The 19,543-nt window shown below is 35.2% G+C and carries 20 protein-coding genes; 7 read left to right on the top strand and 13 right to left on the bottom strand.

From position 1 onward, the window contains the following. Positions 1 to 46: 46 nt before the first annotated feature. A complete protein-coding gene (locus EKL96_RS04635; protein ID WP_126458806.1) occupies positions 47 to 823 on the bottom strand; it encodes a rhomboid family intramembrane serine protease in 777 nt (258 codons plus the stop codon). 236 nt (positions 824 to 1,059) lie between these two features. Here EKL96_RS04635 and EKL96_RS04630 point away from each other — a divergent pair, with 236 nt between their 5' ends. Further along, positions 1,060 to 2,337 (top strand): replication-associated recombination protein A, encoded by a 1,278-nt coding sequence (locus EKL96_RS04630; RefSeq protein ID WP_126458803.1) that lies wholly within the window; start codon positions 1,060 to 1,062, stop codon positions 2,335 to 2,337. Positions 2,338 to 2,399: 62 nt separating this feature from the next. On the opposite strand, the gene EKL96_RS04625 is transcribed toward EKL96_RS04630, so the two are convergent. Genes EKL96_RS04625 through EKL96_RS04600 form a run of 6 tightly spaced genes read right to left on the bottom strand, consistent with a single transcriptional unit; the run spans position 2,400 to position 7,119 of the window. Next, positions 2,400 to 3,143 (bottom strand): hypothetical protein, encoded by a 744-nt coding sequence (locus tag EKL96_RS04625; RefSeq protein ID WP_126458800.1) that lies wholly within the window; start codon positions 3,141 to 3,143, stop codon positions 2,400 to 2,402. A 2-nt stretch (positions 3,144 to 3,145) separates the two neighbouring features. Then, positions 3,146 to 3,835: a YjjG family noncanonical pyrimidine nucleotidase gene (locus EKL96_RS04620; protein WP_126458796.1), complete on the bottom strand. Its 690-nt coding sequence runs from the start codon at positions 3,833 to 3,835 to the stop codon at positions 3,146 to 3,148. 9 nt (positions 3,836 to 3,844) lie between these two features. Then, a complete protein-coding gene (gene radC / locus EKL96_RS04615; protein ID WP_126451795.1) occupies positions 3,845 to 4,540 on the bottom strand; it encodes a RadC family protein in 696 nt (231 codons plus the stop codon). Between the two features lie 11 nt (positions 4,541 to 4,551). Next, positions 4,552 to 5,010, bottom strand: a complete 459-nt coding sequence (locus EKL96_RS04610) for a GNAT family N-acetyltransferase (RefSeq protein WP_126458793.1) — start codon at positions 5,008 to 5,010, stop codon at positions 4,552 to 4,554. An 8-nt stretch (positions 5,011 to 5,018) separates the two neighbouring features. Further along, positions 5,019 to 6,374 (bottom strand): UDP-N-acetylmuramate--L-alanine ligase, encoded by a 1,356-nt coding sequence (locus EKL96_RS04605; RefSeq protein WP_126458790.1) that lies wholly within the window; start codon positions 6,372 to 6,374, stop codon positions 5,019 to 5,021. A gap of 37 nt (positions 6,375 to 6,411) precedes the next feature. Then, complete coding sequence (locus EKL96_RS04600) at positions 6,412 to 7,119, bottom strand: tetratricopeptide repeat protein (protein WP_126458787.1); 708 nt, start codon at positions 7,117 to 7,119, stop codon at positions 6,412 to 6,414. A gap of 143 nt (positions 7,120 to 7,262) precedes the next feature. Between EKL96_RS04600 and EKL96_RS04595 the strand changes: the two genes are divergently transcribed. Beyond that, a complete protein-coding gene (locus tag EKL96_RS04595) occupies positions 7,263 to 8,078 on the top strand; it encodes a UDP-2,3-diacylglucosamine diphosphatase (protein WP_126458781.1) in 816 nt (271 codons plus the stop codon). Positions 8,079 to 8,158: 80 nt separating this feature from the next. Next, on the top strand, positions 8,159 to 9,151 hold the full coding sequence (locus EKL96_RS04590; protein ID WP_126458778.1) for a glycosyltransferase family protein: 993 nt from the start codon (positions 8,159 to 8,161) through the stop codon (positions 9,149 to 9,151). Positions 9,152 to 9,216: 65 nt separating this feature from the next. On the opposite strand, the gene obgE is transcribed toward EKL96_RS04590, so the two are convergent. From obgE to hpt, 4 genes are all read right to left on the bottom strand, one after another. Next, on the bottom strand, positions 9,217 to 10,218 hold the full coding sequence (gene obgE, locus EKL96_RS04585; protein WP_126451789.1) for a GTPase ObgE: 1,002 nt from the start codon (positions 10,216 to 10,218) through the stop codon (positions 9,217 to 9,219). An 82-nt stretch (positions 10,219 to 10,300) separates the two neighbouring features. Beyond that, positions 10,301 to 11,575 carry a hemolysin family protein gene (locus tag EKL96_RS04580; protein WP_126458773.1) on the bottom strand — a complete coding sequence of 425 codons (1,275 nt, stop codon included), beginning with the start codon at positions 11,573 to 11,575 and terminating at the stop codon, positions 10,301 to 10,303. A gap of 215 nt (positions 11,576 to 11,790) precedes the next feature. Then, positions 11,791 to 12,363 carry an adenylate kinase gene (locus EKL96_RS04575; protein WP_126458770.1) on the bottom strand — a complete coding sequence of 191 codons (573 nt, stop codon included), beginning with the start codon at positions 12,361 to 12,363 and terminating at the stop codon, positions 11,791 to 11,793. A 13-nt stretch (positions 12,364 to 12,376) separates the two neighbouring features. After that, complete coding sequence (gene hpt / locus EKL96_RS04570; RefSeq protein WP_126458767.1) at positions 12,377 to 12,907, bottom strand: hypoxanthine phosphoribosyltransferase; 531 nt, start codon at positions 12,905 to 12,907, stop codon at positions 12,377 to 12,379. Between the two features lie 216 nt (positions 12,908 to 13,123). Between hpt and EKL96_RS04565 the strand changes: the two genes are divergently transcribed. After that, positions 13,124 to 14,275, top strand: coding sequence for a 5-(carboxyamino)imidazole ribonucleotide synthase (locus EKL96_RS04565; RefSeq protein ID WP_126458763.1), 1,152 nt, complete (start codon positions 13,124 to 13,126; stop codon positions 14,273 to 14,275). 107 nt (positions 14,276 to 14,382) lie between these two features. Beyond that, on the top strand, positions 14,383 to 14,865 hold the full coding sequence (gene purE, locus EKL96_RS04560; RefSeq protein ID WP_126458759.1) for a 5-(carboxyamino)imidazole ribonucleotide mutase: 483 nt from the start codon (positions 14,383 to 14,385) through the stop codon (positions 14,863 to 14,865). Between the two features lie 50 nt (positions 14,866 to 14,915). On the opposite strand, the gene EKL96_RS04555 is transcribed toward purE, so the two are convergent. Next, positions 14,916 to 15,623, bottom strand: coding sequence for a hypothetical protein (locus EKL96_RS04555; protein ID WP_231507387.1), 708 nt, complete (start codon positions 15,621 to 15,623; stop codon positions 14,916 to 14,918). 190 nt (positions 15,624 to 15,813) lie between these two features. Between EKL96_RS04555 and EKL96_RS04550 the strand changes: the two genes are divergently transcribed. Further along, the gene (locus tag EKL96_RS04550; protein WP_126458754.1) at positions 15,814 to 17,841 is read left to right on the top strand and encodes a M3 family metallopeptidase; all 2,028 of its coding nucleotides are present in this window, start codon (positions 15,814 to 15,816) and stop codon (positions 17,839 to 17,841) included. A gap of 243 nt (positions 17,842 to 18,084) precedes the next feature. Then, positions 18,085 to 18,567, top strand: coding sequence for a DUF2071 domain-containing protein (locus tag EKL96_RS04545; RefSeq protein ID WP_317125132.1), 483 nt, complete (start codon positions 18,085 to 18,087; stop codon positions 18,565 to 18,567). A gap of 256 nt (positions 18,568 to 18,823) precedes the next feature. Here the strand turns inward: EKL96_RS04545 and EKL96_RS04540 are convergent, their stop codons facing one another. After that, positions 18,824 to 19,543, bottom strand: a complete 720-nt coding sequence (locus tag EKL96_RS04540; protein ID WP_317125131.1) for a hypothetical protein — start codon at positions 19,541 to 19,543, stop codon at positions 18,824 to 18,826.

Below are 19,543 nucleotides of genomic sequence, written 5' to 3'. Positions count from 1 at the left end.
CCCTTCCCAAAGAATAGGGAACCAAAACAAATTCACTAAAAATGAATCAAGACTCCCGTTTTGATTCATTTTTTTTATGCGCTACAACAGTGTAACAAATCGGGAGACTACACCAATAAAAAGAAGCAAATTCCTCAGGCTCGTCTCTCGGAAGATTTACAAAATTACCGTTGGCATCAAAACGCTGCATGAATTTATCCGCCAAGGGATCATAATCCGGATGTTCCCAATCATACTTAAGGACTTTTTTATACTCTGGAGTTTTGTATACTAACGTAAGAAGGAATCCAGAGAGCAACCCTCCCAGGTGACCTTCCCAAGAAATAGACTTATTACCTGGAATCTCAGGACTTGGAAAAACATACCAAACTAAACCTCCATAAACAACAATCACGGCAAGAGACAAGGCTATTAATCGATTGTACTTTGTTTGAATTCCCTTAAAAAAAATAAAACTAAACAACACATAAATCAAACCACTGGCTCCAATATGGTAATTCTCCCGACCAATAATCCACGTGATAAATCCAGACAATAGAATTCCATACCCAACAACCGCCAACGATTGTTTCGCATAGAAAAATTGTAAAGCGACCAATAATACCAATACAGGTATCGAGTTGTTGTACAAATGCTCTATATCACTATGAATAAAAGGACTGAACAAGATTCCTTGCAGACCTGAAAATGTTCGAGGGTAAATACCGTTTTGGACAAAGTCAAAATCAAATCGAATTTCGAGCCAAAAGACAAACCACAATACTACCACAAAAAAAAGAGGCAGTCCAATAACTAAATTCGTGAATTTAAAATGTTTGTCCATGAATCCTACTTGTTTATACTATCATCTTAATTCAAAAACTTCTCCAAAAGCAATTTAATGCAATTTTGTCATAGTACAACCCAAGAGTAAAATTAAACACAAGAATTCCTAGCCCAGATGGAAACGGCATCCCACGCTTTTTTGCGTGGATATAGTGTACAGCTGGAAATAGCTCCGAAAAATAAATTTGACAATCATAAATGGGCTTAGATTAAAAAAAATATTAATTTTACACTATGGAAGCACCACTTGCAGAACGCATACGACCACAAAAATTAGAGGACTACATCAGTCAATCCCATTTGGTTGGACCAAATGGTTCCTTGACACAACAAATTACAAAAGGAATTATCCCTTCCTTAATTTTTTGGGGACCACCGGGCACTGGTAAAACTACTTTAGCGCAAATTATTGCACAGGAATCAAAACGACCCTTTTATATTTTGAGTGCCATCAATTCCGGTGTGAAAGACATTCGCGAGGTGATTGAAAAAGCAAAGCAAAGTGGGGGTTTGTTTACGGCTAAAAACCCTATATTATTCATTGATGAGATTCATCGTTTTAGCAAATCCCAACAAGATTCGTTATTGGCTGCGGTAGAAAAAGGGTGGATCACCCTAATTGGTGCCACAACAGAAAACCCTAGTTTTGAAGTTATTCCAGCACTATTGTCCCGATGTCAGGTGTATGTTTTGAACGCTTTTAGCAAAAAAGACTTAGAAACACTTCTGGAACGCGCCATAAAAACAGACGCTTATTTGCAGACCAAAAACATTAAACTAAGAGAAACAGAAGCCTTATTGCGCCTTTCCGGTGGCGATGGACGTAAGCTGTTGAATATTTTTGAACTTGTTGTACATGCATCCGAAGAAGACGATGTTATAATCACTAACGAACGTGTTTTTGCTTTAGTACAACAAAATACCGTTTTGTATGACAAAACTGGCGAACAACATTATGACATTGTTTCAGCTTTTATAAAATCCATTCGGGGAAGTGATCCAAATGGTGCTGTGTATTGGCTTGCCCGCATGATTGAAGGCGGTGAAGATGTTAAATTTATTGCTCGTCGAATGCTTATCCTGAGTAGTGAAGATATAGGAAATGCCAATCCAACTGCTTTTATTATGGCCAATAATACCTTTCAGGCGGTTGCCACAATTGGATATCCGGAAAGCAGGATTATATTAAGCCAATGTGCCGTTTATTTAGCCACTTCCCCTAAAAGTAACGCTTCGTATCTGGCCATTGGAACTGCGCAACAACTTGTAAAACAAACTGGCGATTTACCGGTACCAATTCACTTGCGCAACGCGCCCACTAAATTAATGAAAGAATTAGGGTATGGCGAAGAATATAAATATGCACACGATTACACAAATAATTTTGCAGAACAAGAATTCCTTCCTAATGAACTGTCCAACAATCCCATTTATATTCCCGGAAATAACTCCCGAGAAAACATCACAAGAGAATTCTTAAAAAACCGCTGGAAAAATAAATATGGCTATTAAAACACAAAAAGGGATACACCGCAGTACATCCCTTTTAGAAAAATAATTAATTTATAATTGCACTAAAACTTTACCGCTATTTTTTCAGAATATAATTTGTCGTTTTCATAATACTCAAAAAACCATTGGTTGTTCTTAGCAATTAAAACACCTTTAATATCTCCTTTGAAAGCGATAAAAGATTCGGCACTAGAGGTTTTAAAAACTTTCATAACAACTTTTGGAGAACTATCAATCAACTGGAAACCGGTTGCCGTAGGCTGAGCATAAAGCAAATCCATTTCTTTTTCATCAGATACTGAGTCGCTGACTACTTTTTGAGCCAACACCACCGGAGCGGCCAAGGGCTTGGTAACTTCTGGCTCCATAGTTGTATTTATAGTACCGTTATATTTATATTGCAACTCATTAACGGATTCAAAAGCTTTGTTAAGCGCTTCGCCATACGCAGTTTCATATTGTTTCTCCTTGCTTTTCCCCACTGCAGATTGGAAAATTATTTTCCCGTAACAATCCTTAAGTGTCACAAATAACTTAGTCATCAAAAAAGCATTTTCTTTAACAACATCCATATACAACAAACTGCAACGGTCACTGTAGTCACTTGGAATGGCTTCTTTGCTGTAAAAAGCTTCAAAACCGGCTTTGTTTAGATTGAATTTAGACATTGTTGTCAGTCGATACTGATTCTCTGTTTTGAGGAAATCGTACTTAACGGGAATAATCACAGCTTTATAATCGTTTACCGATTGAGAATAGGAATAACTAACAACTAATATCAGCAGGAATACTAATGATTTTTTCATCTTTATAAATATTTTTTAAGTTCTAATAAATGGTTAATTTGTATGATGTGCTGTTCTACCTGAACTTTACTTTCATTAAAAAAAATAGCTTGCAGTCCCGCATCCAGTGCTCCTTGAACATCCGCTTCTAAACTATCACCAATCATGATACTTTTTTCTTTTTTGGCTTTGGCCAAATCTAAAGCGTAATCAAAGATAATGGGATTTGGTTTTTTTACCCCAGCCATTTCTGAATTAGTTATGGTCTGAAAATAGCTTCCAATTTTTGAATTGTTCAATTTTTTAAATTGCACTTCCGCAAAACCATTGGTTATAATATGCAAATTGTATTTAGGTTTTAAATACTCCAAAAGTTCCACTGTCCCATCAAAAAGATGATTGTTGTCCGGCAAAAACCGAATATAATCATCCGCAATAGTCTCTATTTCTTCATCTGAAATAGTATAACTCAACGCATCAAACGAGTGTTTCAATCGATTGTACCGCAATTCCTGATGGGTAATCTTATCGTATTGATAAAGTGCCCAACACGCTTGGTTAATTGGAACATATTTTTCAATAAATTCCTTGGTTGCTATCGTTGGATGATTTCTATTAAAAATAGTCTCAAAAGTGAGCTCTGAATTTTTATCAAAATCCCAAAGGGTATGATCTAAATCAAAAAAAACGTCCTTTATATGTGTTTGTTTCATTTTGTAATTTTAAAATATCCCTTCATCTGCAAAGCTGAAATAACTGGTTTCAGTTATAATAAGATGATCTAATACTTTTATTTCTAAACTATCACCTGCCAATTTCAATTTTCTTGTAATTTGTTTGTCGGCATCACTAGGAATCAAGGTTCCGGAAGGATGATTGTGACACAAAATCAATGCTGTAGCTCCGATTTCGAGTGCCGTTTTGAAAACGATTCGCACATCGACCAATGTTCCGGTGATTCCGCCTTTACTCAATTGGGATTTCGACAGTACCTTATTGGAGTTATTCATATAAATAATCCAAAATTCTTCGTGTGGTAATTCCCCAATAATAGGCTGCATGATTTCGAAAATGATTTTGCTGGAAGTAATTTTTGTCAATTCCACAACCTCTTCGCCTCTTCTGCGTCTTCCTAATTCTAAAGCAGCAATAATAGAAATGGCCTTTGCCTCTCCTATTCCTTTAAATTGCATGAGCTGAGACAGTGATAATTTTCCTAAGGCATTCAAATTAGTATCTACGCTTGCCAAAATCCGTTTACTCAAATCCACCGCTGACTCATTCCTGCTGCCGGAACCTATCAAAATAGCTATCAGTTCCGCATCACTCAAAACACTTTTACCTTTCAGCATTAGTTTTTCACGTGGTTTATCGTCTTCGGACCAATTGGTAATAGGAAAAAAGGAATTTTCAGCCATTCGCTTGTTGTTTAAATTTGTTTGCGCATGCAAATACTATTTTCTAAACCCACATAAGGCTCATAATTATCAACAATAACATATCCCGCTTTTTGATACAAAGCAATAGCTTCCTTTTGCTTGTATAATGTTTCCAAAACAGAAAATGATGATCCAGAATCCTGCGCCCAAAGTTCCAATTCTCGTAAAATAGTTTGAGCCAATCCCATTCCTCGCACCTCAGGAGAAACAAACATACGTTTTATTTCAATTGTATTTTTATCATATTTTTTAAAACAACCGCAAGCAACAGCTTCGTTTTTTAGATATACAACAATAACATTTGGGTTTAATTCCAAAATATTATTACCCCAATAGTCGGTTTTTAATTCGGGATAACGCTCCCATAAACTTTTATCTAAAGCGCTAATAAGAGCCATAAAGTCAGGATTTTCGCTTGTAGTCTTAGCAATTCTTATAGAATCTTTCATAGCATTATTTACTTTACCAATTCCTTTACTTCATCAAAATTCAATCCGCCGTAATTACCGGAACTCATCAACAACAAAGCCGAATTTTCAAGGTTTAAATTAAACAAATAATCCGCAAAATCTTTTGGATTGGTATAAATAATTAAATCTTTTTTGTTAAAAGCAGTAGCAATTTGCTCGTGTGTTACTTCCTCCAATTGTTTGATTTTTACGGCATCGGGCGAATAGAAAACTACTGCTGTATCAGCATATTCAAGTGCGCCTTCGTATTCTTTTAAGAATTCTGCATTCAAGCTACTATAAGTGTGAAGTTCTAAACAACCCACTAAAGTACGATTTGGATATTGTTCTTTTACCGCTTTGGTAGTTGCCGCCACTTTACTTGGGGAATGTGCAAAATCTTTATAGGCCACTTTTGTTTTACTCTCCGCAATTTTTTCTAATCGTTTTGATGCACCTTTGAAACTGGCAATGGCTTCATAAAAATCAGCTTCATCAACACCCATATTCTGGCAAATCCATTTGGCACCAGCCAAATTATTAAGATTATGTGCTCCAAAAACTTCAATTGGCATGTCGCCTTCCGGAGTTTCCAGCAGTGTCACACCCTCATTAACAGTATATTTTGGGGTATGATAGGCTAATTTTCGGATTGGATTTGTAGCCCCTTCTGCAACACGTTTTACTTCAGTATCATCTTCATTATACACGAGAATCCCGCCATTGGTAATTTTGCCAATAAAAATTTCGAACTGCTCCACGTAATTTTCGTAAGTTGGAAAAACATTAATATGATCCCAAGCAATGCCCGAAATCAATGCAATATTTGGCTGATACAAATGGAACTTTGGTCTTCTGTCTATCGGCGAGGACAAATATTCATCTCCTTCTAAAACGATAAAGTCATTCTCTTCCGTAAGATGCACCATTGTATCAAATCCTTCCAGTTGAGCGCCAACCATGTAATCTACAGCAATGTCATGGTAGTGCATTACATGCAAAATCATCGAAGTTATAGTTGTTTTTCCATGAGAACCACCAATAACCACACGTGTTTTATTTTTAGATTGTTCGTATAAAAACTCCGGATACGAATATATTTTGAGTCCTAATTCCTGGGCTTTCAATAATTCAGGATTATCTGCTTTGGCATGCATACCAAGAATTACAGCTTCAATAGCTGATGTTATTTTTTCAGGAAACCAGCCTAATGCTGGCGGTAAAATCCCTTTTTTGTCTAATCTAGATTTTGACGGTTCAAAAATGGCGTCGTCACTTCCCGTAACTTGATATCCTTTGTTGTGTAATGCTAAAGCCAGATTGTGCATGGCGCTACCTCCGACAGCTATAAAATGTGTACGCATTAATTGTTTTAATTTAGAGTTTTACAGTTCAAGTGAATTAAAAACTACTTTGAACCTTTTTGTTATTATAGGATTCTAAAAGAGATTTTGCCTTTTCAGTTTCATTCATTTTATCATTATATAAGCTAACCAGCTTTTGGTAACTTATTTTTGAACCACCAGCCAGAATTGCTTTTTTATACTGCTGTTCCGCACCTTTATATCGTTCGAAATATTCCTCAATATGACCTCTTGACAAATATCCATCAACAGGCGACAACCGCAATAATTCATCGGAATATTTCATAGCCTTAGTTTCACTCCCGCCAACAATTCCCGGTAACTGAATGTATATTTCAATCAAAGCCCAACGCGCCTCTATATGTTTTGGATTCAGATTGATGGCTTTTTCAAAGGAGGCTTTAACTTCAGCAATCATCCCAAGCGCCTTAAATTTACTGCTCTCTTTAGCTCTCATTCCCATCGCACCACCATATTTATAATAATAATTGGCTTCTGATGGTTTTACTGTTTTTAGCTTTTTATAATAGGTAATTGCTTTTTCCCATGAATTATAATAACCGGCAATATCGCCTAAATACTCTATCGTCTTCAAATCTGAAGGATTCGTTTTTAGTATTGATTCAAATATTGTTTGTGCCTGCTCATACTTTTCCTCTTTGAAGAGTTTTTGCGCTTTTTCAAAATTGGATTGTGACCAAATCATAATAGGAAACAATAAAAAAACTAGTATACTATGTTTCATGCTTCAAAAATAAGGAAAATTTAAAGTATTAAACAGCTTTTTTAATCTTAAAAAAGTTAACAAATCAATATGTGTAGCGTGTAATAATAATATATACGAAACATTATCATAACACAGAGTAATTAATTTCGTCAAAACAAATTATGAAAAGAAAGAGAAAAATTCCTTTAGTCGTATTGAGCGATGTACACTTAGGAACATATGGTTGTCAGGCCAATGAATTACTACAATATTTAAAATCGATTCAGCCAAAAATGTTGGTTTTAAATGGAGACATTATTGATATGTGGAGTTTTAGCAAAAGATATTTTCCTGCCTCACACATGAATGTATTGCGACAAATCATAAAAATGTCGAATCAAGGAACTCGAGTTATTTATATTACGGGAAATCATGATGAAGCTTTAAGGAAATATTCCGATTTTATTTTAGGGAATTTTGAATTGGCAGATAAATTGATCCTGGACTTAGATGGAAAAAAAACCTGGATTTTTCACGGGGATGTTTTCGATTCTTCTACGAAAGGTTATGCTAAAATTTTAGCTAAACTTGGCGGAAAAGGCTATGATTTATTGATTTTGATAAATAGTTTTATCAATTGGGTTTTAGTGCTTTTGGGAAAAGAAAAAAGAAGCTATTCTAAAATGATTAAGGACAGTGTAAAAAAAGCCGTCTCTTTTGTGTCAAATTTTGAAACTACAGCCGCCGAAATTGCTATTCAAAAAAAATACAGTTATGTAGTTTGCGGACACATTCACAAACCCCAAATGAGGGAAGTACAAAATGAACATGGAAAGGTTATGTATTTAAACAGCGGTGATTGGGTCGAAAACCTTACCGCATTGGAATACAAAAAAGAAAAATGGAGTATTTACCAGTATAAAAAAACGGACTATATAGACCATGAGAACAAAGAAGATGCAATTATAAATGACATTGTAACCAAAATTTTATCTTAATAACCCTGAGGAAAAATCATCTTATCCTAATAAATCCATATTTAAAAGAAATCAGTTATAATCCAATCTAAATAACAAACATGAAAATATTTTATGCTATTCAAGCCACTGGCAACGGTCATATCAGTCGAGCTATGCAACTTTATCCTTATTTACAAAAATTTGGCACTGTAGACTTCTTCATGAGTGGAAATAATGCTAGCCTAAAAATTGATTTACCAGTAAAATACAAAAGCGACGGTTGCAGCTTGCACTACAGTAAATGTGGTGGCTTGAACTACTGGAATATTGCAAAAAACATTAGGCCAATACAGATGTTCAAAGATGCAAGCTCTCTACCTTTAAAAAATTATGATGTTGTAATAAATGATTTTGATTCAATTACTTCTCTTGCTTGTAAATTACAGAAAGTACATTCGGTACAATTTGGACATCAAGCTAGTTTTGCGTCAAAATTGACACCAAGACCAGAAAAAAAAAGCCTTATGGGAGAAATAATTCTAAAACATTATGCTCCTTCTCCACAGTATATTGGACTGCATTTTGAGAAATACGATTCTTTCATTCTCCCTCCAATTATTAAAGATGAAATCATACAAGCCGAACCAAAAGACTTAAAACACATAACGGTTTATTTACCGTCTTTCCAAAAAGATTGTTTAGAAAAAGCGTTTAATAAACGCTCCGAAATTAATTTTCACTGGTTTTTGAATGATGTAAAACTCAAACATACCATTGGCAACATCACGTATTATCCTGTAAATCAAAAACAGTTCAATCAAAGCTTAATCAACTGTCATGGTGTCATAACCGGTGGTGGATTTGAAACACCCGCAGAAGCATTGTATCTTAGAAAAAAAATACTCAGCATTCCTATACGAAATCATTATGAGCAGGAGTGTAATGCTGCAGCACTAAAAAAAATGGGGGTTCCAGTAGTTTATGAAGTAGGTGATAATTTTGATTTAATCATAGAAAACTGGCTTAATAAGGATACTCCTACGCCTAATATACTAGCTAATACAGTCCCTGACACATTACAGTTCTTATTTGACACCTACAACAGTAACTAATTCTTAAATTATGGCAACAAAAAAGGTGTTCTAAAAGAACACCTTTTTTGTGAAATTTATGAAAATTAGTCGTTCAACATTTTCCACAACTTGTCTTTTAATTCTGTCAAACCTTGTTGAGCCACAGAAGAAATAAACATATACGGAACATCCTTGAAAGCAACGTCTAATTCTACTTTTAGCTCTGCTTTTAACTCATCATCAAGCATATCGCATTTAGAAATCACCAGCAAACGCTCTTTGTCAAGCATTTCGGGATTGTATTTTGTCAATTCATTTACCAAAATATCATATTCCGCTTTGATATCCGGAGTATCCACTGGAACTAAGAACAATAAAGTTGAATTCCGTTCAATATGGCGCAAGAAATAATGTCCAAGACCTTTTCCTTCGGCTGCTCCTTCAATAATTCCGGGAATATCTGCAATTACAAAAGATTGAAAATCTCTGTAGGCTACAATACCAAGATTTGGTTTCAAGGTAGTAAACGGATAATCGGCAATTTTTGGTTTTGCAGAAGTCAAAACTGACAATAATGTTGATTTTCCTGCATTAGGAAAACCTACCAAACCTACATCAGCCAGCACTTTTAATTCTAAAATAACATCCATCTCTGCTCCAGGCAATCCCGGTTGAGAATATCTGGGGGTTTGATTTGTTGAGCTTCTAAAATGCCAGTTACCTAAACCACCTTTCCCACCGCGAGAAAGAATTTGTTTTTCACCCTCATCAGTAATTTCAAATAATATTTCTCCCGTTTCTTTATCCTTTACAACAGTACCCAGCGGCACTTCGATAAATTTATCGTCACCATCTGCACCGGTACTCCTGTCTCCACTTCCATCTCCACCATTACCGGCTTTGATATGTCTGGCAAACTTTAGGTGAAACAATGTCCAAAGTGCTTTATTTCCTACCAAATATACATGGCCACCACGACCACCATCACCACCGTCAGGGCCTCCTTTTTCAATAAATTTTTCTCTGTGCAAGTGCGTAGATCCTTTTCCTCCTTTTCCGGATGAAACATATATTTTAACATAATCTACAAAATTCCCTTCAGTCATTTTTTTTTGTTTAAAAGTTTATAGTTTAAAGATTAAAGATTAGCGGCACACTAACTTTACACATTAAACTTTAAACCAAATTTTAACCCTTTAAGGCTTTCACCATCACTTTATCAATCTTGACGCCATCCATATCGATAACTTCTAACTCAAATTTTTGCCAAATTAATTTCTCTCCTTGTTTGGGTATATGAGATAGTTCCGTCATTATTAATCCACTCACCGTAGTAACTTCATAATCATTGATTAGTTCATCTAACTCAAAGTACGTCAAGAAATCGTGCAACGAATAATGTCCGTCAACCAGCCATGTTCCATCTTCTCTTTCAATTAACTGAAAATCATCTTTATAAAAATCCGAAGCATCACCAACCAGCGCTTCCAGAATATCATTCAGTGTAATAACACCCTGAAAAACACCATATTCATCAGATACAAATGCGTAATGTATTCCGGTTTTTTTAAAATTCTCTAACGCTACATACGCCGTGGTTTGCTCCATCATAAAGGGAGCTTCGGTCATAATATCAGCCAAATTGAAATTTTCGTTCTCAAAATGGGCAAAAATATTTTTTAGGTTAACAACCCCTATAATATCATCATAATTCTCACCGTAAACAGGATAAATAGAATGCAACTCTTTAAGCATAAACTCTCTAACCTGTTCTTTATCTGCATGAAAAGGTAGAAAAACTACTGATTTTCTATGTGTCATCAAAGAATTTATTTTCCGATCACCAATATGAAAAACGCGTTCCACAATATCTTGCTCTATTTCCTGAACTTCGCCTCCTTCAGTTCCTTCTTTGATAATCGCTCTAATTTCTTCTTCTGTAACTTTGCCGTCAGCTGTTGGTTTTATTTGTAAAATACTCAACAAAAATTCCGTTGAATGCGTCAACATCCAAATGAATGGAGCCATAATTACCGAAATAATTTTCATGGGTAATGCCACTGTTTTTGCAATGCTTTCCGGATGATTTAAACCAATTCTTTTTGGCAGTAATTCCCCTAAAACCATAGAAAAAAAAGTTAAAGCCACTACAACAATCCCAACAGAAACAGAATGGGCATACGGTTTGAGTATCTCAAAATTATTGATGTAAGTTTCGACGTCAAATGTGATTTTATCCCCACTATAAATACCGGTTAGAATCCCTATCAAGGTAATTCCTATTTGTACGGTTGATAAAAATTTGTTTGGAGAATTGGCTAATTCCAATGCAATTTGAGCATTTTTATTCCCTTTTTTTGCAGAAGTTTCTAATCTATTTTTACGTGCCGAAATCAATGCGATTTCTGACATGGAAAAAATTCCATTAAGCAGTATTAGAAAAAATATTATTAGTATTTCCAATTTCTTAGTTGATTCGTTTGTGTATTAAAATGTGATTCCTCCATTTTTTGTTTTGAAATCGGTTGTTTGTAACCTCAATTTTATGGCCCAGATAACAGTGAAAATCCCGCAAAAAAAACCTTTTTCTTGTCAAAAAAGAGCGACCTAAGGAAGCTCCTTTTTAGGACTTAGAAAAAAAAATTTCGAGGACTTACAACGTACCACTGGAACTGCTCCTATAAATGATCAATAACGTTACTTACTCTTTGGGTAATTTCTGCAATGGTACCAATTCCGTTTACTGCGTGAAATTTCCCTTGTCCCTGATAATAATCCATTAATGGCACTGTTTTTTCGTTGTATTCCTGGTAGCGATTTCTGATCTTTTCTTCGTCTTGATCGTCAATTCTGCCACTTGTTTTTCCTCTTTCTAACAATCGTTGTACCAGGATTTCGTCATCAGCTTCGAGTGCAATTGTTGCGGCAACAGTCGAACTAATTGAAACAAGAAATGCATCTAAATCTTTGGCTTGTGATAGTGTTCTTGGATATCCGTCAAATAAAATTCCGTTTGTGTCTGGATGTTTATTTACCTCATCAATCAACATTTTTGTCGTCAATTCATCCGGTACTAAATCCCCTGCATCCATATAAACTCTTGCTTGTTTGCCTAATTCTGTGTCGTTTTTTAAATTAAAACGAAATACGTCGCCCGTGGAAATATGCGTTAATTTGTACTTGTCTTTCAAAAATTCTGCTTGAGTTCCTTTTCCTGCTCCTGGTTTTCCAAATAAAACAATGTTAGTCATAATGTGTTGGTAATTATTCTTTTAGTTTATATACTTCGGATAAATTTCTTCCTAAACCATCATAATCCAAACCAAAACCTACAATAAATTTATTTGGGATTCGAATCCCAATATAATCTATTTTGATATCTTTTGTGTATGCCTCTGGTTTGAAGAAAAGTGTCGCTATTTTGAAATGCTTTACATTTTGTTTTTTGAATAATTCTTTGAGTTCCACTAAAGTATTTCCGGTATCTACAATATCCTCTAGTATGATAACGCTACGTCCAGTCAAATCCTGATTTAATCCGATTAATTGTTTTACCTCATTTGTGGTAGAAGTTCCTTCATAAGAAGCCATTTTTATAAAAGATACTTCACATGGTTTTTTATACTGTTTCATAAAATCAGAAACGACCATAAAAGCTCCGTTTAATACACCTACAAAAACTGGTATTTCATCAGCGAAATCATCTTCTATTTGCGCCACCATTTTAGCAATGGCAAAATCAATTTCTTTAGCAGAAATAAACGGAACAAATTGTTTGTCGTGAAGTTGTATCATTATTTTCGTTTTTAAAATAATGTGCAAAGATACAGAATTCGGATTTGTGAATTGATAAATGAGAATTAATTTGTAATTTTAAGTAAATTTCACATAAAAGGACCTCAAAATGTATTGAAAGCAACAAAAGTTATAATAAAAATTCCGAAGAAAATAAAATTGTGTTTTCGGATTCCATCATTATAAAGTATCTTTGCTCAAACATACAATTACACCATGAATTATTTTTCTTCTGATTTCAAATTAGGAATTCTCGGTGGCGGACAACTGGGCAAAATGCTATTGTTTGACACCCGAAAGTTCGACATACAAACCTATGTTTTGGATCCAAGTGATGAAGCACCTTGCAAAATAGCTTGTGACCAATTCTTCAAAGGGGATTTAATGGATTTTGAAACCGTATATAACTTTGGTAAAAAAGTAAGTGTTTTGACTTTTGAAATCGAATTAGTCAATCTGGAAGCTTTGGTAAAACTAGAAGAAGAAGGGTTAAAGGTATTTCCTTCGCCAAAAACGTTGAAACTCATTCAAAACAAAGGAATTCAGAAAGATTTTTACATTCAACATGCCATCCCAACCGCAAATTACAAACGATTTCACAATTTAAAAAGTCTCGTTGTTGATATTCTGGATTCGAAAACAAAACTACCGTTTGTATGGAAATGTACGGAATTTGGTTATGATGGAAATGGCGTAAAAGTGATTCGACACATTTCGGATTTGGATAATTTAGCCAATGTAGAATGCATTGCCGAAGAAATGATTCCGTTCAAAAAAGAATTAGCTGTCATCGTTTGTCGCAATCCTTCCGGTGAAATAAAAACGTATCCTGTGGTAGAAATGGAATTTCATCCCCAAGCCAACCAAGTAGAATATGTGATTTGCCCAGCTCGAATTGATGATACAGTAGCCGAAAAAGCAAGAGCTATCGCATTGAATGTTTCTAAAAAATTCAATCATGTGGGATTATTAGCCGTAGAAATGTTTCAAACCGAAGACGATGAAATCCTTGTGAACGAAGTGGCTCCACGCCCGCACAATTCAGGTCATTACTCGATTGAAGCCAGTTATACCTCGCAATTTGAAAATCATTTGCGTGCCATTCTAGATTTGCCTTTAGGGAATACAGACAGTAAAGTAGCCGGAATCATGGTAAATCTAGTGGGCGAAGAAGGTTTTTCAGGAGATGTAGTCTACGAAAACATCGAAAAAATACTGGGATGGAATGGTGTTACGCCACATATTTACGGAAAAAAACAAACACGTCCCTTTAGAAAAATGGGACACGTAACCATCGTAAATGAAGACATCAACGAAGCCCGAAGAATTGCTGAGGATGTAAAGAATACGATTAGAGTGATAAGTTAATTAAAAGATTGAAAAAATTAAAGATTGAAAAATTCAAAAAATTAATTAAATTGAATTTCTCAAAAATCTTTAAATGCTTAAATCTTTAAATCTTTAAATAAGAAACAATGAAAGTAGCCGTAATAATGGGAAGCATCTCAGATATGCCGATCATGCAAGAAGCCATAGATATCCTAAAAGCATTTGAAATCGAAATTGAAGTCGATATCGTTTCGGCACACCGAACGCCTGAAAAATTATTTGATTTTAGCATGAACGCACACACCCGTGGTATTTCTGTGGTTATTGCCGGTGCTGGCGGCGCGGCACATTTACCCGGAATGGTCGCTTCAATGTCGCCACTTCCCGTAATTGGCGTTCCTATAAAATCCAGTAATTCAATCGATGGCTGGGACAGCGTTTTATCCATTCTGCAAATGCCAGGTGGCGTTCCCGTAGCAACCGTAGCCTTAAATGGCGCCAAGAACGCAGGTATTCTTGCCGCTCAAATCATAGGAAGTCACAACAAAAGTGTCCTAGAGAAAGTAATTAAGTACAAAACCGGATTGAAAGAAGCCGTCAATATCGCTTCCCAAAGCCTCCAAAAATAAAAAAAGCTCCATTACAGAGCTTTTTTTATGAATTCAAATAGTGAAATAATTTATTCTGCATCAACAACAATTTCAAGAACTCCTTCAAATTCTGATGCAATAATGTCCTCTCTGCTTAACCAGTATTCAGAAGTTGTAATCGTATAATTCACATTATCCGTGGTCTTAACATCCCATAAAATATCTTCCGCTTCCGAAAAAGGGACGTTTTCAGTCATTGGCAGATCGAACAATCTTTTGATCAAATTACTGCCAGACAAACCGTTGTTTAATAATTTCAGAATATTTTCTTTAGTCAATTCGCTTTCATTTTCACCTTCGACCGGGACCAAACTGCATTCAACAATCGTCGCTTTTGCATTAGGAAAAGTACCGTTGTAAGCTTTGAAAAGCAATTGATTGATATGAAACAATGTTGAATGCAATCCAATTTCGGGATATTCTTCACATACTTTATCTAAAAGCATATCGTTTGAAATTTGCTGAATTTGACCTTCATTCAAATCTTCTGATAATTTGTATTCCAATAGTATTGCAGCGGCATCTTTTGGTTCGAAATCACTTATTGCCATAAACAATAATTCCCTTAAACTGGCAGCATCCCCATCAGCAGCATCCGGATAATCAAACTTTCCCAAGAGTTTTATATAATCCTCATTTGTCCAATATTCTTCAACCTCATCAACAGTATTCGCTCTATTTATTGTAATTTGATAATTCATCTTTTCTTTTAGTTTATTATATTTTTTTCGATTCATTTTTTACAAAACCAATCATTTTTTACAATTTAAGGCTTTATTACTGCCAAACGAAATAAATAACATTTAAATAACACTTTTGAATCCGCTATTTTGGCCCAAATCAATTCCTTGGACAAACACATTTTTTTTATTAAATCCGTACCTTTGATTTCTTTAAACATCAAATTATTTTTATTACAAAATACAAATGAGCATCCTAACACACCCTTTCAATACAAAGTACAATACTGCACCTTTTTCGAAAATTAAAAATGAAGATTTCCTTCCTGCTTTTCAAAAAGGAATCGAATTGGCAAAAGCCGAAATCGATGCGATTGTACAAAATCCGATAAAACCCACTTTCGAAAACACGATTGAAGCATTAGCGTTCAGCGGCGATGTTTTGGACCGAATCTCAAGCATCTTTTTCAACTTGAATTCAGCCGAAACCAATGACGAAATTCAAAAAATCGCTCAGGAAGTTTCGCCTCTGCTCTCTGAGTTTGGCAACGATGTGCGTCTTAATCCGGATTTATTCGCACGAGTAAAAACAGTGTATGAGCAACGAGAAAAACTGAATCTCAATCCGGAGCAAACCACGCTTTTAGACAAAAAATACAAAAGCTTTTCCAGAAATGGAGCGAATTTACCGGAAGATAAAAAGAATCAATTGCGAGAAATTGATAAAGAATTATCAAAATTGAGCTTGCAGTTTGGCGAAAATGTTTTGGCCGAAACACAGGCCTATCAACTGCATATTACTAACAAAACAGATTTAGCCGGTTTGCCAGAGGGAACTATCGAAGCCGCTCGTTCATTGGCTAAAAGCCAAGAAAAAGAAGGATGGATTTTCACATTGGACTATCCTAGTTATGTTCCGTTTGTGACCTATGCCGACAATCGGGAATTACGCATGGAAATGGCAATCGCTTTTGGTGCCAAAGGTTTTCAAAATAACGAATTTAACAATCAGGAAATTGTACTAAAAATCGCCAAATTGCGTTTTGACAGAGCGCAAGTTTTAGGTTATGCTACGCACGCTCATTTTGTACTTGAAGAAAGAATGGCCGAAAGTCCGGAGAAAGTAAAAACCTTCTCGAATGATTTATTAGAAAAAGCCAAACCGGCAGCTTTGAAAGAATTTGCACAATTGACCGCTTTTGCAAAAGAGCTTCACGGAATCGAGCAACTTCAAAAATGGGATGGTGCGTATTATTCGGAGAAATTGAAGCAGCAATTATTCAATTTGGATGATGAAATTTTAAAACCGTATTTTCAATTAGAAAAAGTTTTGAACGGTGCTTTTGCAGTAGCGCAAAAATTATACGGAATTACTTTTGAAGAAGTTTACGAAGTAGATAAATACCATGAAGAAGTAACAACATACGCAGTAAAAGATGAAGACGATCAATTAGTTGCGGTGTTTTATGCTGATTTCTTTCCAAGAAAAGGCAAACGAAACGGAGCTTGGATGACTTCTTTTAAATCGCAATATGTTAAAAAAGAAATTAACGAAAGACCTCATATTTCTATTGTTTGTAATTTCACGAAACCTACCGAAACAAAACCATCCTTATTAACTTTTAACGAGGTAACAACTTTATTTCATGAATTTGGTCACGCGTTGCACGGAATGTTAGCCAACACGACATATCCAAGTTTGTCCGGTACTTCAGTATATTGGGATTTTGTAGAATTGCCAAGTCAGATTCTGGAAAACTGGTGTTACGAACCGGAGGCCTTGGCGTTGTTTGCCTATCATTATCAAACCGGCGAAATGATTCCGATGGAGTTAGTTCATAAAATTAAGGAAAGCGCGAGTTTTCAAGAAGGTATGGCAACGATGCGCCAATTGAGTTTTGGATTATTAGATATGGGTTGGCATTCACAAGATCCATCTAACATCAAAGACATCAAATCTTTTGAAACCGAACAATTTGCAGCCACACAATTGTATCCTGAAGTAAAAGAAAATGCGATGAGCACTTCTTTTTCACACATATTTCAAGGCGGGTATTCCTCGGGTTATTACAGTTATAAATGGGCCGAAGTGCTGGATGCTGATGCTTTTGAATATTTCCAAGAAAAAGGTATTTTTAATACAGAAGTGGCCACCAAATTCAAAGAAAACATACTTTCAAAAGGCGGAACAGAACACCCTATGATTTTGTACAAACGCTTTAGAGGACAGGAACCAAAACCGGAAGCTTTGTTACGAAGAGCAGGATTGGTTTAGAAAAAACTTATTGAAAACCTGAAGTAACAGGCTTCGGGTTTTTTCAATAGTATTTCACATACCTACAAAAAATTAAAACCAACAAAAAAATGAGTTTCTTATAAGCCGAGTGGAATAATTTAGCCCTGAATTAATTATATGGTCAATCCGGAAATTCTAGAGAAATATGTCCCAAAAGGAACAGAAATCGATTGATGGAACGGCAAATGTTATGTTAGTTTTATTGGTTTCTTGTTCGAAAACGTGCGCGTTTTAGGAATGAAGATCCCGTTTCTTTCTGATTTTGAAGAGGTCAATCTTCGTTTTTACGTTAAGCGTTTTGAAAATGGTGTATGGAAAAGAGGTGCCGTTTTTATCAGCAAAATTGTCCCAAAACATACTATTACACTTGTTGCAAATACGTTTTACAATGAGCATTATAGAACGCTACCGATGAAACACGTTTTGAAAGTCAATGGAAACTCCCGAGAATTTATATACCAATGGAAAGTAAAAAACAAATGGAATACGATTCAGGTAACAACCCAAAAAAATCCCATTGCAATTGCACCGGATTCCGAAGCTGAGTTCATTACGGAGCATTATTTTGGGTATACCAAAATCAACGAAAATGCAACTTTTGAATACGAAGTCACGCATCCCCGATGGCAACAATTTGAAGTAACGAAAAACGAGTCAGTAATTGATTTCGAAGGCGTTTACGGAAAAGAATTACTTACGGATTAATTAACTACAATGAAACGGTTACCTGGCGCGGTAAATATTTTGGTTTCTAAAAACCCCTTATTCCTTTTATCCTCGAAAGAAACAAAGTATTAAAAGCTTTGTCTGAAAATAAACAGTAAAAACCAACACACTACGTACACAAAGACCAAACTACTTCAAAAATTCTCGAAAATTATCTTTAATCAACACTAGAAAAATATCCTATTCACCAAATTAATACTATTATTAGTGAACGTACTCACCAATTAAGTGCTTTTTAAAATAATAAAAGTAACAACCACCAAACTATCGGAATGCTTTCAACACAAAAAGAAGTATAATATTTTGATCGTTTTTCATTGGCAAAAATCAAAAATAATGAAATCATCAGTACTAAAATGAAGTTTACAATCAATTGATCTTTATCTAAATTACTTTTAAAAAATTCCAATAAATAAAATGGAATCAAAAGTAACAGTCCCAATATTTTGGTACGGTTTGCTCCTATTTGTTGGGGTACGGTTTTAAGATGCGGATCGTCATGTGCCATATCAATGATTTCAAAAACAAGCACCAATACAAAAATCAAGACAAAGCGTTGCATGCATTTTAGATAGAAATCTATGGTTATTGGGATGCCCGCATCTAAAATTGGGAGTCCTAGCGTGACACCCACCCAACACAATGCTACGATATAAATTTTGACACCAGCCCAATTTCTTGCATTTTTTTTATTTGGAAAAAAAGGAAGCGTATACAACAAGGTAATACTCAAAAAAACAATAGCGGTAATTTGCGTCACTCGTTCCAGCATAAAGAAATAATAGCCTACAAATAGAAGGGAGCAAAAACTAAACAAAGCAATCCCTTTTAGTTCCTTGCGCATTTTTATCTTTTTGGATCGAGCCAAAGCATCGTATTTCACAAAATTATACCCCACAATAGTTCCAAAAAAAACAAAATTAGCAACTGGTTCACCTACTGGAATGTGGAACAT

Origin of the sequence: Flavobacterium sp. LS1R10 (assembly GCF_003968825.1) — a bacterium.
Classification (GTDB): Bacteria; Bacteroidota; Bacteroidia; order Flavobacteriales; family Flavobacteriaceae; genus Flavobacterium.
This window is presented reverse-complemented; position numbering and strand designations above follow the sequence as displayed.

Excerpts from the sequence above, each read along its gene's own strand:
- EKL96_RS04635 (WP_126458806.1), bottom strand. The coding sequence starts at position 823 with ATGGACAAACATTTTAAATTCACGAATTTAGTTATTGGACTGCCTCTT.
- EKL96_RS04630 (WP_126458803.1), top strand. The coding sequence starts at position 1,060 with ATGGAAGCACCACTTGCAGAACGCATACGACCACAAAAATTAGAGGAC.
- EKL96_RS04625 (WP_126458800.1), bottom strand. The coding sequence starts at position 3,143 with ATGAAAAAATCATTAGTATTCCTGCTGATATTAGTTGTTAGTTATTCC.
- EKL96_RS04620 (WP_126458796.1), bottom strand. The coding sequence starts at position 3,835 with ATGAAACAAACACATATAAAGGACGTTTTTTTTGATTTAGATCATACC.
- radC (WP_126451795.1), bottom strand. The coding sequence starts at position 4,540 with ATGGCTGAAAATTCCTTTTTTCCTATTACCAATTGGTCCGAAGACGAT.
- EKL96_RS04610 (WP_126458793.1), bottom strand. The coding sequence starts at position 5,010 with ATGAAAGATTCTATAAGAATTGCTAAGACTACAAGCGAAAATCCTGAC.
- EKL96_RS04605 (WP_126458790.1), bottom strand. The coding sequence starts at position 6,374 with ATGCGTACACATTTTATAGCTGTCGGAGGTAGCGCCATGCACAATCTG.
- EKL96_RS04600 (WP_126458787.1), bottom strand. The coding sequence starts at position 7,119 with ATGAAACATAGTATACTAGTTTTTTTATTGTTTCCTATTATGATTTGG.
- EKL96_RS04595 (WP_126458781.1), top strand. The coding sequence starts at position 7,263 with ATGAAAAGAAAGAGAAAAATTCCTTTAGTCGTATTGAGCGATGTACAC.
- EKL96_RS04590 (WP_126458778.1), top strand. The coding sequence starts at position 8,159 with ATGAAAATATTTTATGCTATTCAAGCCACTGGCAACGGTCATATCAGT.
- obgE (WP_126451789.1), bottom strand. The coding sequence starts at position 10,218 with ATGACTGAAGGGAATTTTGTAGATTATGTTAAAATATATGTTTCATCC.
- EKL96_RS04575 (WP_126458770.1), bottom strand. The coding sequence starts at position 12,363 with ATGACTAACATTGTTTTATTTGGAAAACCAGGAGCAGGAAAAGGAACT.
- hpt (WP_126458767.1), bottom strand. The coding sequence starts at position 12,907 with ATGATACAACTTCACGACAAACAATTTGTTCCGTTTATTTCTGCTAAA.
- EKL96_RS04565 (WP_126458763.1), top strand. The coding sequence starts at position 13,124 with ATGAATTATTTTTCTTCTGATTTCAAATTAGGAATTCTCGGTGGCGGA.
- purE (WP_126458759.1), top strand. The coding sequence starts at position 14,383 with ATGAAAGTAGCCGTAATAATGGGAAGCATCTCAGATATGCCGATCATG.
- EKL96_RS04555 (WP_231507387.1), bottom strand. The coding sequence starts at position 15,623 with ATGAATCGAAAAAAATATAATAAACTAAAAGAAAAGATGAATTATCAA.
- EKL96_RS04550 (WP_126458754.1), top strand. The coding sequence starts at position 15,814 with ATGAGCATCCTAACACACCCTTTCAATACAAAGTACAATACTGCACCT.
- EKL96_RS04540 (WP_317125131.1), bottom strand. The coding sequence starts at position 19,543 with ATGTTCCACATTCCAGTAGGTGAACCAGTTGCTAATTTTGTTTTTTTT.